Here is a 14079-nt window from a genome sequence, read left to right on the forward strand (position 1 = left end):
CGTGATGAACAAAACTGAATTGATCCAAGCTGTTACTGAGAAAGCCGATGTTTCTAAAAAAGAAGCAACGAAAATCGTAGAAGCTACGTTTGAATCAATCACTGAAGCACTCCAAAACGGTGAGAAAATTCAATTGATCGGTTTTGGTACTTTTGAAGTTCGTGAGCGTGCTGCCCGTAAAGGTCGTAACCCACGTACAAAAGAAGATATCGAAATCCCAGCGAGCAAAGTTCCTGCATTCAAAGCAGGTAAAGCGCTCAAAGATGCGGTCAAGTAATCTGCAATACATAAGTCGCCGAGAGGCGGCTTTTTTGTTGGGTTTACGAGTTCGAATGACGTGAATGTGACAAAAATGTGCTATACTATGTCAGAATGACAATGAAGTGGACGAGGGGGGATAGCATGGAACAGTTGACAAATGAATTCGTTGTCACAGACCTTGCTCGTCAAATCGAACAACGTATGAATCATCCTTATTTGACGAAACACGAAATTGTACCAGCGGTCGATTTTTTGTTGCTTCGTTGGATGGTTGAGATGATTGATTTGGAATCGATTGAGCATCGACAACTCGTGATGGCAACGTATTTCGCACATCAAGCGCTCGAATTACACGATCAAGTGAACAGTAGTCCGAAAGGTTCTTTAGCGCGACAATTAAAAGTGCTCGCTGGCGATTTTGCCTCGGCTCAGTTTTATAAAATTTTGACTGGATTTCCATCGTCATATAGTAATCGATTTGGACAGTCTGTACAACGGGTCAATGCGGCAAAATGCACGTTACTACTCGAGACGAACGTTCCGATGAACGTCTGGCTCGAAGCGAACATCGGATTGATTCAAACGCTTGCCGAATTGCTGGAACGGCCATATTTGACAACGAGCGGGAAACGACTGATTGAACAGAAAGCGACGGCGCTTAGACAAGATCAAAAAGAGCAACTCACGACATTGCTTGCGCATGCGGTCGCTTAGAACGGAAAGGATGTTACGCGTTGCAACCGATAGAAAAAGAGCAAAAAGTATATGAAGTATTTCAATCTATTTCTCCGAGCTACGATACGATGAACTCGATTATCAGCTTCCGACTTCACAAATGGTGGCGTCGGACGACGATGAAAAAAATGAACGTCTTTCCGGGGGCCAAATGTTTAGACGTTTGTTGTGGGACCGCGGACTGGACGATTCAATTGGCGGAAGCTGCAGGGAACACGGGTGTCGTGAAGGGGCTCGACTTTTCAGAGAATATGTTAAAAGTGGGAGAAGAAAAAGTTAAATCGCTACCGAACGTTGAATTACTACACGGAAACGCGATGGTCTTGCCGTTTGGTGACAATTCATTTGATTATGTCACGATTGGGTTTGGACTTCGAAACGTCCCGGACTACATGACGGTATTGCGCGAGATGCATCGCGTCTTGAAACCAGGGGGCACGGTCGTGTGTCTTGAAACGAGTCAACCGACGGCACCTGTCTTTAAAGAGTTGTATCGGTTCTATTTCGGGACGGTCATGCCGTTATTCGGAAAAGTGTTCGCAGGCTCATACGATCAGTACAAATGGCTTCAAGAATCGACTGATCAATTTCCAGACCGTTTGACTTTGAAGCGTATGTTTGAAGATGCCGGGTTTGAACAAGTCGAAGTGAAGACATTCTCCGCTGGTGCATGTGCTATGCATCTAGGAAAGAAGTGGTGAATCATGTCTTTGAAGCGACTTTATCGTCATATGAACCGAGAGATTGATCAAATTGATCAATTTTTATCTACTCGAGTCAGGACGGATCACCCTGTCATCGAGTCAGCATCGCGTCAACTACTCGATGCTGGTGGAAAACGTATCCGACCAGCCTTTGTCCTATTGAGTGCAGGATTCGGTGAGACGAAAGATATCCGTTTGACGAAAGTTGCCTCAAGTCTTGAACTGATTCATATGGCATCACTCGTCCATGACGATGTGATTGATGATGCGATTCTCCGCCGCGGCAAACCGACTGTGATGGAGCGATATGATGAAACGGTGGCGATGTATACGGGAAATACGTTGTTCGGTGAGGCGATTCGTCTCGTGTCTGAGATTGAGTCACCAGAAGTGATGCGCATCATGTCGGATACGATGGAGCGGATCTGTGTCGGTGAAATTAATCAAATCCAAGATCAATATGAGTGGGGACAGTCACCAAAGCGTTATTTGGACCGAATTGCCCGGAAAACCGCCCTGTTGATTGAGACGAGTTGTGCAGCAGGTGCCGTCATTTCAGGCGCATCTCCGTCTGTTGTAAAGCAATTAAGCTTATTCGGGTATGATATCGGCATGGCCTTTCAAATGACAGATGATTTACTCGACTTCACAGCAAAAAGTTTTCAACTTGGAAAGCCGGTCGGTGAAGATTTGAAGCACGGTCATAAGACGTTGCCTCTCTTATACTCCGCAGAGGACCCTCGCTTTTATGAACGTCTTCGCCAAGTCAATGTCTCGACAGACCCTGAATTGACGAAGTCTCTCGTACGAGAAGTACAGCGAAACGGGACACTTGAGCGTAGCCAACGAACGATTGATCGCTACGTGGAACGTGCCATCCGCCGATTAGACGGTTTGCCAGATCATCCCGATAAACGCTCGTTGATTGAAATTGCACAATATATCGGAAAGCGGAAATGGTAAATGCCTGATGTAACCCCTTTCAAAAATGTGTCGGACCGTGTACACTTAATACGTACATCGTACACATTTATTGACTTAGGGGGATTTGGGGAATGGAAAAGACATTTTTAATGGTTAAACCTGATGGGGTAAAACGTGGATTGATTGGGGAAATCATCTCACGTTTTGAAGACAAAGGATATACGTTGAACCGTCTCGAAATGGTGACACCGACAGTTGAGGTCGCAGAGGCACACTACGCAGAGCATAAAGAAAAGCCGTTCTTTGGTGAATTGGTCGAGTTTTTGACTTCTGGTCCGGTCGTCGCGATGGAATGGGAAGGTGAGGACATCGTGGCCGTCTCTCGTCTGATGATTGGGAAGACAAAGCCAGTCGATGCTCAACCAGGAACCATTCGCGGTGATTTTGCATCGACAATGTCACAAAACGTGATTCATGGTTCTGATAGTGTGGAAAGCGCAGAACGCGAACTTGGACTTTGGTTCGCAAAAGTGGCCTCACACGTTTCATGACTTTTCGAGGGACGGGGAAACCTGTCCCTTTTTCGTTCCCTTGGAAATGCCTTCGGTCACTTGAAAGATGAAATGAGAAAGAATTGAGGTTGAAATTGGTGATGAATGATTATGCCATCTTTGTAAAAAAGTTTTATATCAAGTCGGGCATTGACTTGAACTTATATAAAGAGGCGCAGATGAAGCGCCGTATGGTCGCCTTGCGTGAGAAAAAAGGGTACGCATCGTTTTTAGAGTATTTGAAAGCGATGGATACGAATCGTGAGTTGTATGAAGAGTTTTTGGATCGGATGACGATCAACGTCAGTGAGTTTTACCGAAACCCGATTCGATGGCAACAACTTGAAGAAGATATCCTTCCACATTTGATTCGATCGAGCCAAGGGAAACTACGCGTTTGGAGCGCAGCTTGTTCAACAGGGGAAGAGCCCTACTCGCTCGCCATGTTGCTGTCGAAACATTTAGCCCCGTCTCAATTCTCTATCATGGCGACAGACCTAGATGATGTTGTGATCGAAAAGGCGAAACAAGGAAAGTATCATGAACGGGCGCTGATCGATTTACCTGAAGAGTTTCAGAAGCGCTACTTCACGCGTCGTGGAGATGACTATTTCATTTCAGATGAAATCAAGCAATTGGTGACGTTTAAAAAACACAATCTGTTAGCGGACGTGTATGAGCGTAACTTTGACTTGATCGTGTGTCGCAATGTCTTGATCTACTTCACGGAAGAAGCAAAAGAAAAAGTATACACCTCTTTCCAACGGGCGCTGCGTCCAGGAGGAATGCTATTTGTAGGTGGGACAGAACAGATTTTCCAACCGAAGCGTTACGGCTATGCGATGAAGCAAAGTTTCTTTTATGAAAAAATAGATGGATGAGGTGAATGGATGCGTTATTTGACAGCTGGTGAATCACATGGTCCCGGTCTGACGGTCATCATTGAAGGTGCCCCTGCCGGCCTGACAGTAGATTTGAACCAAATCAACTTGGAGTTGAAGAAACGTCAGTCGGGATACGGGCGTGGACGACGCATGCAAATTGAATCGGACGAGGTCGCTGTTCGCTCGGGGATCCGACACGGGAAGACGACCGGTGCCCCGATTACATTTTGGATTGAAAATAAAGACCATACGCATTGGAAACATGTGATGCAAGCAGAACCTATTACGGATGATATGGAAGTGAAGCGCCGCATCTCACGCCCGAGACCGGGGCACGCTGACCTCGTCGGTGGACTGAAGTATGGACACCGTGACTTACGTGACGTGTTGGAGCGTTCGAGCGCAAGAGAAACGGCTGCACGAGTGGCCGTCGGTGCCTTTTGTAAACAACTCCTCCAACAACTGGGTATGTCTTTATTCAGTTACGTGAAAGTGATTGGCGGGGAGAAAGCAGAAATGAAGACGGTACAGTCAATCGAGGAAGCACGACAACTCGTCGATACGTCTCCTGTCCGTACCCTTGACTCCGATGCGGAACAGAGAATGATGCAAAAGATTGATGAAGCGAAAGCGAACGGCGACTCGATTGGTGGAATCGTCTGTACGGAAGTGCACGGTGTCATTCCAGGTCTCGGTTCTTACGTGCAGTACGATCGGAAGCTAGATGCGAAGATCGCGCAGGCCGTCATGAGTGTGAACGCGTTTAAAGGGGTTGAATTTGGAGACGGATTCGACATGGCCTACCGACCAGGTTCGCAAGTGATGGATCCGATCGCTTATGAAGAGAATGGTTACACACGACTCAGTAATCATCTTGGAGGGTTTGAAGGTGGTATGACGACGGGCATGCCAATCGTCTGTTCAGCGGTCATGAAACCGATTCCGACACTTTACAAACCGCTACAGTCGGTCGACATCGATACAAAAGAGGCTTTTCTCGCTCAAATCGAACGCAGTGACTCTTGTGCTGTACCGGCAGCGTCGCTCGTCGTGGAAGCGGTCATCGCCTTTGAGATGGCGAAAGAAGTGTGTGAAACGTTCGGGCAGGACACAATGGAACGAATCAAACACCGTGTGGAGGAATACCGAGAGGAGCTACGTGTATGGTGACCATTCCGATTGCAGCATCGACTCCATATGACGTCATCGTCGACAACCAAGATCGTTGGATAGAAACATTCGATTGGTCGGAATATCCGACGATTTGGGTCGTCACAGACGAACAGGTGGATGCTCTCTACGGTTCATCATTTCGAAATCAATTATGTGCCGTTCATCCGCACGTCATTTGGTCCGTCGTCGAGGCGGGAGATGCTTCTAAATCCATCACACGTCTTGAGCATCTTGTATCGGAAGGGCTGCGTCACGGTTGCGACCGTCAATCGCTCATCGTCGCTTTTGGTGGCGGGATGATTGGCGATTTAGCTGGGTTCTTAGCGAGTGTCTATATGCGCGGTGTCTCTTACATACAGGTTCCGACGACAATTTTAGCCCATGATTCTGCCGTTGGTGGAAAAGTGGCCGTCAATCATCCGCTCGCCAAAAATGCAATCGGTTCATTTTACCAACCGATTGGTGTGTACTACAATGTGTCTCGACTCGCTTCCTTACCGGTTCAAGAAGTCCGGAGTGGTCTCGGGGAACTGATCAAACATGCGTATTTGTCACGTCACGTCCTCGAATCCTCGTTCGAGGACGAATTGTTTTCAGCCTTGACCGAACGGGATGAGTTGGATTGGGTCTCATGGCTCGCCAAAGGGATCCGAGTGAAACAAGCCATCGTCGAAGCGGATGAACGAGAACAAGGGATCAGGGCATGGCTTAATTTTGGGCATACGTTCGGGCACGCCCTCGAATCAATCGAAGCGTATCGTATCCCGCATGGGGAGTGCGTCTTACATGGGATGGTCTTTGCTTTCTTACTATCCAATGATGAGACGCGTGCGAAACGGTTATTTGATTGGATGCGTTTGAATGAGGTCACCCCAATCGATTGGAAACCGTTCGATCATTATGTGGAAAAAATGATTCGGGATAAAAAGAATCGAAATGGGGTCATCCGTTTCGTGTTAATACGCGACTCCATTTCAGTGGAGGCGATTCAGCTTGCTGATCTGCAATATACGTTTGAACAGATGAAGGGATGGTGGACAAGTTGAGTTTGAACGGTTCGATCCGAGTGCCGAGTGATAAATCAATCACTCACCGGGCACTCTTGTTTGGAATGATGTCGTCCGGTACGACTTATGTAAAAAATCCGCTTCTTGGCGCCGATTGTCGTTCAACTCTTGAAGTGATCCGACGTTTAGGGGCAGAAGTAGTGGAACAAGATGATGAACTGATCATCAAAGGGATTGAGACGCCGCATTCAGCCACTCTAGACTGCGGAAACTCTGGGACGACGATGCGCCTACTCATCGGCATCTTATCCGGCTATACCGGTTCGTTTGAACTCATAGGCGATGCATCGCTGTCTAAGCGTCCGATGCGCCGTGTCACGTCCCCGCTTCGTGAGATGGGGGCGCACGTGAACGGAGAAGTGGCACCACTTGTGATTGAGGGGACATCGTTAAAGGCGATCGACTATACGTTACCGATTGCGAGTGCTCAAGTGAAGTCGGCCATTCTTCTCGCCGGATTACGTGCCTCGGGAACAACGATTGTTCGGGAACCTGTGTTGTCCCGTGACCATACCGAACGGATGTTACCGCTTTTTGGCGCAGAGCTATCGATCTCAGAAGAAGAAGGGCAACGCGTCATACGTGTCGAACCTTCGCGGTTGACTGGGACGACGGTCGATGTACCGGCAGACCCATCGTCAGCAGCATTCTTTTGGGCAGGAGCGGCCATCATACCCGATAGTTTGGTTACGACGACAGACGTTTGTTTAAATGAGACTCGAATCGGATTTTTACGTACGCTCGAGCGGATGGGAGCATTGATCACCATTTCAAATGAACGTTCCGTCGGTAAAGAGCGGATCGGGGATGTCACTGTGAGAACGAGTGAACTGTCCGGTACGGTCATCGAAGGAGAGATGATTCCTTCGCAAATTGACGAATTGCCACTGTTCGCACTCGTCGCATCACAAGCATTAACGCCATCTGTCGTGAAAGATGCGGCGGAACTACGTGTGAAAGAAACCGACCGTATCGATTCGGTCGTCACTGAACTGCAAAAACTAGGTGTCGATATCGTTGGAACGGCTGACGGGTTTATCGTAAAACCGAGTCGGTTGCATGGAGGAGATGTCACAACTTACGGAGATCACCGCCTGTCGATGATGCTTCAGATTGCTGAGCTGATGACTGATGATGTTGTCCATATTGAAGACATGGAAGCGTCCGAGGTGAGTTATCCTCGATTCCGTCTCGATTTACAACGAATCCAACGTAAGATAGAATAACGACAAACCGAAGGCCAGGAGGATGGAACATGCTAGATGAATCAGCACTAACACATATCATCGAGATGCTTGAGTCAGGAGAGACCGAGCATGCGCTCGTACACATAGAAGAACTCGAAAAAGAAGGATCGGACGATGATCGATTAGCCATCGCAGACCTTTATTTAGAGCTTGGACTTGCTGACCGGGCAACCGAGGTGCTTTCGAAATTGTACGTTGATTACGAGGGCGATCCGAATGTTGCGTTGTCGCTCGCGGAAGCATATTTAGACAGCGATCGCGAAGAAGAAGCGATTGCCGTACTTGAAAAAATCAAGTCAGATGATGCGGAGACACAAGTGAGAAGTCTTGTACTATTAGCGGATTTATATCAATCGCAGGGATTAGATGAAGTGGCCGTCAAAAAGCTGATGGAAGCACTTGAAAAAAATCCCGATGAACCGTTACTCATCTATGGATTGGCTGAATTATATGCGTCGACGGGTTCTTTCGAACAAGCCATTCCTCTCTACGCGCGACTTCCAAAAATGAATCTACCGTCCGAGATCGATTATCAGGCCGATTATGCGGAAGCCCTCACGATGGTCGGTTCATTCGAAGAAGCGCTTGAGGAGTATGAAAAAGCGAAGCATCGAGATTTAAATACCGTCTTCGGTCATGCGATGACGGCGCATCGAATCGGTCGAGAGGAAGTCGCTATCAAGCAGTTCAAAGAGCTTCAAGCGATGGACCCGGATTTTACATCTCTCTACCTTCCTTACACAGAATCGCTTGATGCGATCGGTCAAACGGATGAAGCACTTGAAATGATTGACCAAGGAATCACGCGAGATGATTACAATGATGAACTTCGTCATGTCAAAGCAAGACTGCTCCTTAAACTCGGTAATCGAGAAGGAGCCATTAAAGAATTGCGTGAAGCTCTCGTCTTGAACCCAGAATCGTTACAAGCAACTGAACTGTTGTTGTCGATTTTATTCGAAGCAGGAGAACTAGATGATGTTCTCGAAACCATTGATGCACTCGAAGATCATACGACCTCACCGCTTATGACCTGGTATAAGGCGAAAGCAAAATATGAACTCGAAGAATATGATGATGCGGTCAGTCTTTACGCCTCAATCGAGCCGATGATGAAAGAGGACGTGTCATTTGTGACAGAATGGGCTACACTGTTGATAGAGGAAGGTCGTCGACAAGATGCACGCCGAGTTGTAGAGCAATCGCTTGCACTAGTAATCGATCTAGAAGATCGCCAAGTGCTCGAAGATCAGCTCGAACAATTGTCTGATGACGTAGAATGATAATGGGAAGGGAATGAGGTCAGATGGTCGAGCGGAAACGGAATTTTTTAAAGCGATTCGTCGCTCATCATACACTTCGGAAACGTGAAGCGAAGTGGATTCTTGACTATTGGTTGAGACATCCTGAAAAACTTGGAAATGTGCACTTCGTGACGAACGCTTCCGTATCACCGAGAAGTCTCGTCATGACGGCATACGGGTTTGATGGTGAACCGTTCCGATACCGTCGGGGAGACCTTGTGACCATGAATCCTGAAAAGGCATATCATGACATCCGTCTACACGATGGCCCGATTTATGTGGAATTAAACTTCCAAGGAATGATGATTGACGAAAACTGGATCGATATCGTGGAGCAAAATCCATTCGAGCCTACAGCGGAAGTGAAAGATGAGGTTTCCTCTTCTGCGCAAACGGTCATTCAAGCTTCTGTTGCCCAGTTCGAAGAAGAGCGGTTATTGATTGAAATTGACAAAGCACTAGATCGTCGGGATGAAAATTTATTTCGTAACTTGACGAGCCAACTTCATCAAGTTCGTTCATCTAAATTATTTTAAAAAAAACAAGCGCTTCCGTTCCGGTAGGCGCTTGTTTTTTGGTATATTAATAACGTAGGAATACACAATTATTTCACAGTTCGTTCATAAGTTTGAAACGTGAACGAAGTCATGTACGCTACAATAGACATGATGAGATATGAAGGAGAGGAGGGAAAAGATGAGGTTCGATAGTCAAGGGGCACTCCGCTCGATTGCCGAAAGACAATACGTCGATACGCTCATCGTTCCGCTCGCAGAATTGGCGTTTGGTGAGGATATGGTTCGCAAAGCTGAAGGTTATGAAGTGATCCAAGCCGTCACGGCCGAAACAGAACGTCAATTATCTGGTCGAACGATGCTCAGCCCGACGATCAGTTACACCGATGTGGAAGCTGGTGTGGAATTGGCGCAGGATGTAGTGGCAAAAGCAGATTCATCTGGATTTTCTCACGTTTTATTTATTGCGTCAGACGTCCGTTTTAAATCGTTTGATTTGCCAATTTTGTTCGTACCGCCACTTGCGCTCGGATCGATGTCGAGCGATCAGGCGCATACGATGGTTCAAAATTTTGCGACACAAGTCATCACGGAACTTTCGAGCCGTTGGATGGCGACATGAAGCGGTTGACGTAGAGGTTTTATTGATATACTATTTTGTTGAGTGAGAAATTTTTGTGAAGAATGCATAAAGAATTATGGGGTTATGCACACGAATGAGGGGGGAACGAAATGGCTCAAAATGGGTCAAAAGTCACGCGCCGTCAGTTCTTAACGTACACACTGACTGGAGTAGGTGGCTTTATGGCGGCAACATTGATCAGTCCGATGGTCAACTTTGCGATCGATCCGGTTTTGAAAAAATCTGGAGCGGGCGACAAAGTAAAAGTAATGAGTCTTGATGACATCACGACTGAGCCGCAACGTGTCGACTTTAAGAAACAAACACAAGATGCATGGTACGAATTTGAAGAAACACTCTCTGCATGGGTGTACAAAACGGAAAGTGGCGAGATTGTTGCCTTGTCTCCAATCTGTACACACCTAGGATGCCAAGTATCATATGGAGCAGACCCGACTCGTCCGAACGAGTATTTCTGCCCATGCCACTTTGGTCGTTATGAAAAAGACGGAACAAACATTCCAGGTACGCCTCCTACGGCACCACTTGCACGTTACGAAAAAGAAGAAAAAGACGGCTTCCTTTACTTGGGTAGCCCGATTTCACAGAAGTGAGAGGGGGACTAGTCGATGTTACAAAAAATTTATGATTGGGTCGATGAGCGCGTAGACATCACACCGCTCTGGCGCGATATCGCTGACCATGAAGTACCTGAACACGTCAACCCTGCCCATCACTTCTCTGCATTCGTCTATTGTTTTGGAGGATTGACATTCTTTACAATCGTCATTCAAATCCTTTCTGGGATGTTCTTGACGATGTATTATGTACCGGATATCATCAATGCGCACGCATCGGTATACTATTTACAAAATGAAATCGCACACGGTCAAATCGTACGTGGGATGCACCACTGGGGAGCTTCTGTCGCGATCGTCATGTTGTTCTTACATACGCTCCGCGTATTCTTCACTGGATCGTATAAAAAACCACGTGAACTTAACTGGGTTGTCGGTGTTCTCTTGTTCTTCGTCGTCTTGGCGCTCGGACTTACAGGATACTTGCTTCCATGGGATATGAAAGCATTGTTCGCAACGAAAGTTACGCTTCAAATCGCTGAAAGTGTACCGGTTATCGGTGGTATTGCGAAGACACTCCTCGCTGGTGGTGAGATTGTCGGAGCGAGTACACTCGCACGATTCTTCGCGATTCACGTCTTCTTCTTACCGGCGGCGTTGTTCGTACTATTAGGAGCCCACTTCTTGATGATTCGTAAACAAGGGGTTTCTGGACCGCTATAAGCCGATTCGAGAAGAAAAAGGAGGAGAAACGATATGCATCGCGGTAAAGGGATGAAATTTGTAACCGACTCTCGAGTAGGAATCTCGAATCGGAAACAAAACATTGCAAAAGACTATTCAGAATATCCAGGACGTACTGAAGCGTTTTGGCCGAACTTCTTGCTTAAAGAGTGGATGGTAGGGTCGGTCTTCTTGATCGGGTTCATCGCACTCACAATCGTTGAAGCTGCACCGCTTCAAAACATCGCCGATCCAACGAACACGTCATATATTCCGTTACCGGACTGGTATTTCTTGTTCTTGTATCAACTTCTTAAATACCAATTCGCTGCAGGGGATTGGATTGTACTCGGTACGATCATCATTCCTGGGTTGGCATTTACGGCGCTTATGTTAGCTCCTTGGCTCGACCAAGGTCTAGAGCGTCGACCTGCGAAACGACCAGTGGCCATCAGCTTTATGTTGCTTGGTATTTTGTCTGTCTTCTACTTGACGTGGCAATCTGTTCAAACGACACACTGGGATCAAGTACACGCACAAGGTGAGCTTCAAATTCCAGGCGAAGGTCCTGAGATTGATACGGCTGCACCAGGGTATGAAATCTATTCAGCACAGTCTTGTGTCAACTGTCATGGTCAAAACCTTGAGGGTGGGGCAGCTGCACCTGCACTTGTAGGGACGACGAAGACCGCTGAAGAAATCGCAGACATCGCTGTAAACGGTATTGGTACAATGCCTGCCGGTCAGTGGGATGGTTCTGACGAAGATCTTCAAGTATTGGCTGAATTCATCGCTTCATACGGTGAAGGCGGCGAAAATAACGAGTAAGTCATCAAGTGTAGCCTAAGTTTACTAGGCTACACTTTTTTACTTCATTGCTATATTGACGATAAACTGAAGAAAAAGGATTGAGACAATGAACCCGATGTTTTTAAAACCGTTCTTGATGCATCGAATCACGTTAAGCCTTCTGTTCGTCATCAACTTGGGAGGTACGATTTACGGTTATATTTGGTATGAGCCTCAATTGCGTGACACCCCTTATCTGTATTGGCCATTCGTTCCAGATAGCCCTACGGCTTCACTTTTCTTTACGATCGTTCTCGGACTGTGGATATTTAAAAAACGTTCTCCAATCTTCGAGACGCTCGCGTTCATCACGTTGATCAAATATGGCGTGTGGGCTGTCATTATGAATCTATTGTTCCTGCGCACGTTACCGGATGATGCGCCTACGATTACCATACTGATGGCGGTCATGTTGATGGTTTCGCATGGCGTGATGGCAATCCAAGCGCTGATTTATGCGCCGTTCATGAAGTGGACGATGACCTCGTTTGTCTGTTCACTCGTCTGGGTGATTCATAACGATGTAGTCGATTACGTACTCGGACAATGGCCGCGTTATCCATCACTTGCGGAGTACATCATGTGGATCGGGTACGGTTCGTTTTGGCTGACAGGATTGTGTTTTTTGATGGGATATGCATTCGTCCTGCGTTCATCGCTTGAAAATAAGTTCATAAGAATGTAAAATCAAATTATCAAATACACGCAGAGGTGAAATAGAAAATGTCATTAGGTGGCTATATTTTCTATCTTGCACTGATTATGCTCATCCCCTTATGGGCCCAGATGCGAGTGAAAAGTACGTACAAGCAGTTTTTACAACAACCACTTCAAAGTGGTGTCACAGGTGCGCAAGTCGCTGATTTCATCATGAAACAGAACGGGGTGCATAATGTTCGAATCGAGATGGTCGATGGACTCATGAGTGACCATTATGACCCGGTCAACAAAGTCGTCCGTCTATCTCGTGAAGTATATCAAGGGTCAACGATTTCGTCGGCTGCGATCGCGGCGCACGAGATCGGTCACGTCATCCAGGATGCGACGGATTACAAGATGATGCGCGTGCGTCATAGTCTCGTTCCCGTCGTCAACATCACGTCGAACTTGTCGTTCCCGTTATTACTCGGTGGCTTCTTGTTCGGTGCACTCGGATTGGCACAACTCGGTGTCATTATGATGCTCGGGGCGGTCGTGTTCCAATTGATCACGTTACCGGTCGAGTTTGATGCTTCGAAACGTGCGATGGCACAATTGACATCACATGGTATCGTGACAGCGACAGAAGAGACAGGGGCACGAAAAGTCCTCAACGCTGCGGCTTGGACGTATGTGGCTGCAACGCTTGTTGCGGTTGCCGAGCTTATTCGTTTGGCACTTATTGTGTTCATGCCACGTGAGGAATAGAATGAAATCCCGTCGAATGGCGGGGTTTTTTCATTATTTAAGAAAGGACATGTTTTGATGAAACCACAAATGACAGCGGCTGGCCATGAGCGATTGACTCATCGATTAACGACGTTAAAAAGAGCCCGGACGGATGCGCGTGAACGCATTCGAACAGCGCGGAAGTTTTGTGATTTTAGAGAGGATGTTACGTATACAGAAACCGTACGTGATTATGAACGGTTAGAAGCGGAAATTTTAGAACTCGAACACCTCCTCAATGAAGCAGAGATTGTCGAATCGAACCATTCAGATGTCGTCACATTCGGGAACCGGGTCGTCGTTCGAGAATTGCATCAAAAAGAGTTGGAGAGCTATCGAATCGTAGGGGAGGCTGAGGCGGACATCGATCAAGGGACCATCTCGATCACGTCGCCGATCGGTCGCACACTGTTCGGCGCAAAAGTCGGTCAACTGATAAAGGTGAACTCACCAGCAGGAGTCATTGAATTGGAAGTGCTTCATATTGAACCATAAAAAATCGCCCGTTCAATCG

The 14079-nt window shown here is 47.0% G+C and carries 18 protein-coding genes; all 18 read left to right on the forward strand.

Going from position 1 to position 14079, the window contains the following annotated elements; genetic code table 11:
- Positions 1-4: 4 nt before the first annotated feature.
- The 18 genes from KNO94_RS01290 to KNO94_RS01375 all read left to right on the forward strand — a co-directional run bounded on the left by KNO94_RS01290 (position 5) and on the right by KNO94_RS01375 (position 14060).
- Positions 5-277, forward strand: a complete 273-nt coding sequence (locus tag KNO94_RS01290) for an HU family DNA-binding protein (protein ID WP_015881465.1) — start codon at positions 5-7, stop codon at positions 275-277.
- A gap of 125 nt (positions 278-402) precedes the next feature.
- A complete protein-coding gene (locus tag KNO94_RS01295) occupies positions 403-975 on the forward strand; it encodes a heptaprenyl diphosphate synthase component 1 (RefSeq protein ID WP_214740249.1) in 573 nt (190 codons plus the stop codon).
- 20 nt (positions 976-995) lie between these two features.
- Positions 996-1697 (forward strand): demethylmenaquinone methyltransferase, encoded by a 702-nt coding sequence (locus KNO94_RS01300; protein ID WP_214776914.1) that lies wholly within the window; start codon positions 996-998, stop codon positions 1695-1697.
- A gap of 3 nt (positions 1698-1700) precedes the next feature.
- The gene (locus tag KNO94_RS01305) at positions 1701-2663 is read left to right on the forward strand and encodes a polyprenyl synthetase family protein (RefSeq protein ID WP_214776916.1); all 963 of its coding nucleotides are present in this window, start codon (positions 1701-1703) and stop codon (positions 2661-2663) included.
- A 92-nt stretch (positions 2664-2755) separates the two neighbouring features.
- Positions 2756-3175, forward strand: a complete 420-nt coding sequence (gene ndk, locus KNO94_RS01310) for a nucleoside-diphosphate kinase (protein ID WP_214776918.1) — start codon at positions 2756-2758, stop codon at positions 3173-3175.
- A gap of 101 nt (positions 3176-3276) precedes the next feature.
- Complete coding sequence (locus KNO94_RS01315; RefSeq protein ID WP_214776920.1) at positions 3277-4056, forward strand: CheR family methyltransferase; 780 nt, start codon at positions 3277-3279, stop codon at positions 4054-4056.
- A gap of 9 nt (positions 4057-4065) precedes the next feature.
- Entirely contained in the window at positions 4066-5229 is a 1164-nt protein-coding gene (gene aroC, locus KNO94_RS01320; protein WP_214776928.1) for a chorismate synthase, read from the forward strand.
- Positions 5223-6278 (forward strand): 3-dehydroquinate synthase, encoded by a 1056-nt coding sequence (locus tag KNO94_RS01325; RefSeq protein WP_214776930.1) that lies wholly within the window; start codon positions 5223-5225, stop codon positions 6276-6278. The genes aroC and KNO94_RS01325 overlap by 7 nt, the downstream gene beginning before the upstream one ends.
- On the forward strand, positions 6275-7525 hold the full coding sequence (gene aroA, locus KNO94_RS01330) for a 3-phosphoshikimate 1-carboxyvinyltransferase (protein ID WP_251125791.1): 1251 nt from the start codon (positions 6275-6277) through the stop codon (positions 7523-7525). The genes KNO94_RS01325 and aroA overlap by 4 nt, the downstream gene beginning before the upstream one ends.
- 29 nt (positions 7526-7554) lie before the next feature.
- Positions 7555-8829 (forward strand): tetratricopeptide repeat protein, encoded by a 1275-nt coding sequence (locus tag KNO94_RS01335; protein WP_214776934.1) that lies wholly within the window; start codon positions 7555-7557, stop codon positions 8827-8829.
- Between the two features lie 23 nt (positions 8830-8852).
- Positions 8853-9386, forward strand: coding sequence for a ReoY family proteolytic degradation factor (locus KNO94_RS01340; RefSeq protein WP_214776936.1), 534 nt, complete (start codon positions 8853-8855; stop codon positions 9384-9386).
- A gap of 160 nt (positions 9387-9546) precedes the next feature.
- A complete protein-coding gene (locus KNO94_RS01345) occupies positions 9547-9987 on the forward strand; it encodes a DUF2487 family protein (RefSeq protein WP_214740268.1) in 441 nt (146 codons plus the stop codon).
- A gap of 110 nt (positions 9988-10097) precedes the next feature.
- Positions 10098-10601 (forward strand): QcrA and Rieske domain-containing protein, encoded by a 504-nt coding sequence (locus tag KNO94_RS01350; RefSeq protein ID WP_214776938.1) that lies wholly within the window; start codon positions 10098-10100, stop codon positions 10599-10601.
- Positions 10602-10616: 15 nt separating this feature from the next.
- Positions 10617-11288 carry a menaquinol-cytochrome c reductase cytochrome b subunit gene (qcrB, locus tag KNO94_RS01355; RefSeq protein WP_214740272.1) on the forward strand — a complete coding sequence of 224 codons (672 nt, stop codon included), beginning with the start codon at positions 10617-10619 and terminating at the stop codon, positions 11286-11288.
- A gap of 33 nt (positions 11289-11321) precedes the next feature.
- On the forward strand, positions 11322-12116 hold the full coding sequence (locus tag KNO94_RS01360; protein ID WP_214740273.1) for a menaquinol-cytochrome c reductase cytochrome b/c subunit: 795 nt from the start codon (positions 11322-11324) through the stop codon (positions 12114-12116).
- An 88-nt stretch (positions 12117-12204) separates the two neighbouring features.
- Positions 12205-12822: a DUF1405 domain-containing protein gene (locus KNO94_RS01365; protein ID WP_214776940.1), complete on the forward strand. Its 618-nt coding sequence runs from the start codon at positions 12205-12207 to the stop codon at positions 12820-12822.
- Between the two features lie 38 nt (positions 12823-12860).
- On the forward strand, positions 12861-13544 hold the full coding sequence (locus tag KNO94_RS01370; protein WP_214740278.1) for a zinc metallopeptidase: 684 nt from the start codon (positions 12861-12863) through the stop codon (positions 13542-13544).
- 57 nt (positions 13545-13601) lie between these two features.
- Positions 13602-14060 carry a GreA/GreB family elongation factor gene (locus tag KNO94_RS01375; protein ID WP_214776942.1) on the forward strand — a complete coding sequence of 153 codons (459 nt, stop codon included), beginning with the start codon at positions 13602-13604 and terminating at the stop codon, positions 14058-14060.
- Positions 14061-14079 lie beyond the last annotated feature (19 nt).

This window comes from Exiguobacterium sp. s22 (genome assembly GCF_018617455.1).
GTDB lineage: Bacteria > Bacillota > Bacilli > Exiguobacteriales > Exiguobacteriaceae > Exiguobacterium.

Coding starts and splice junctions, on each gene's coding strand:
- KNO94_RS01335 (WP_214776934.1), top strand. CDS start 7,555: ATGCTAGATGAATCAGCACTAACACATATCATCGAGATGCTTGAGTCA.
- KNO94_RS01325 (WP_214776930.1), top strand. CDS start 5,223: ATGGTGACCATTCCGATTGCAGCATCGACTCCATATGACGTCATCGTC.
- aroC (WP_214776928.1), top strand. CDS start 4,066: ATGCGTTATTTGACAGCTGGTGAATCACATGGTCCCGGTCTGACGGTC.
- KNO94_RS01340 (WP_214776936.1), top strand. CDS start 8,853: ATGGTCGAGCGGAAACGGAATTTTTTAAAGCGATTCGTCGCTCATCAT.
- KNO94_RS01375 (WP_214776942.1), top strand. CDS start 13,602: ATGAAACCACAAATGACAGCGGCTGGCCATGAGCGATTGACTCATCGA.
- KNO94_RS01290 (WP_015881465.1), top strand. CDS start 5: ATGAACAAAACTGAATTGATCCAAGCTGTTACTGAGAAAGCCGATGTT.
- KNO94_RS01350 (WP_214776938.1), top strand. CDS start 10,098: ATGGCTCAAAATGGGTCAAAAGTCACGCGCCGTCAGTTCTTAACGTAC.
- ndk (WP_214776918.1), top strand. CDS start 2,756: ATGGAAAAGACATTTTTAATGGTTAAACCTGATGGGGTAAAACGTGGA.
- qcrB (WP_214740272.1), top strand. CDS start 10,617: ATGTTACAAAAAATTTATGATTGGGTCGATGAGCGCGTAGACATCACA.
- KNO94_RS01345 (WP_214740268.1), top strand. CDS start 9,547: ATGAGGTTCGATAGTCAAGGGGCACTCCGCTCGATTGCCGAAAGACAA.
- KNO94_RS01370 (WP_214740278.1), top strand. CDS start 12,861: ATGTCATTAGGTGGCTATATTTTCTATCTTGCACTGATTATGCTCATC.
- KNO94_RS01315 (WP_214776920.1), top strand. CDS start 3,277: ATGAATGATTATGCCATCTTTGTAAAAAAGTTTTATATCAAGTCGGGC.
- KNO94_RS01365 (WP_214776940.1), top strand. CDS start 12,205: ATGAACCCGATGTTTTTAAAACCGTTCTTGATGCATCGAATCACGTTA.
- KNO94_RS01305 (WP_214776916.1), top strand. CDS start 1,701: ATGTCTTTGAAGCGACTTTATCGTCATATGAACCGAGAGATTGATCAA.
- KNO94_RS01295 (WP_214740249.1), top strand. CDS start 403: ATGGAACAGTTGACAAATGAATTCGTTGTCACAGACCTTGCTCGTCAA.
- KNO94_RS01360 (WP_214740273.1), top strand. CDS start 11,322: ATGCATCGCGGTAAAGGGATGAAATTTGTAACCGACTCTCGAGTAGGA.